This window comes from Paenibacillus sp. BJ-4, assembly GCF_020404765.1.
GTDB lineage: Bacteria > Bacillota > Bacilli > Paenibacillales > Paenibacillaceae > Paenibacillus.
Map to the genome: position 1 here is coordinate 1 of NZ_JAIVEM010000123.1, position 217 is coordinate 217.

General features: G+C 58.1%; 1 protein-coding gene. It reads left to right on the forward strand.

Features of this window, described 5'->3' with window-relative positions:
• Positions 1-217, forward strand: a 217-nt coding sequence (locus LCF57_RS18765) for a beta-ketoacyl synthase N-terminal-like domain-containing protein (RefSeq protein ID WP_226002062.1), incomplete at both ends; no start/stop codon positions are given.

Sequence of the window (217 nt, forward strand, 5' to 3'; positions counted from 1 at the left end):
TCCGGAGGAACGCTGGTCCAAGGAAGGGTTCTTCCAGCCGGACCCCCAGGAGGCGGCAGCGCAGGGGAAAAGCTACAGCAAGTGGGGCGGCTTTATAGACGGATTTGCGGAATTTGACCCGCTCTTCTTCAACATATCACCGCTAGAAGCCCATAACATGGACCCGCAGGAACGGCTGTTTGTCCAATCCTGCTGGGAGGTATTGGAGGATGCGGGC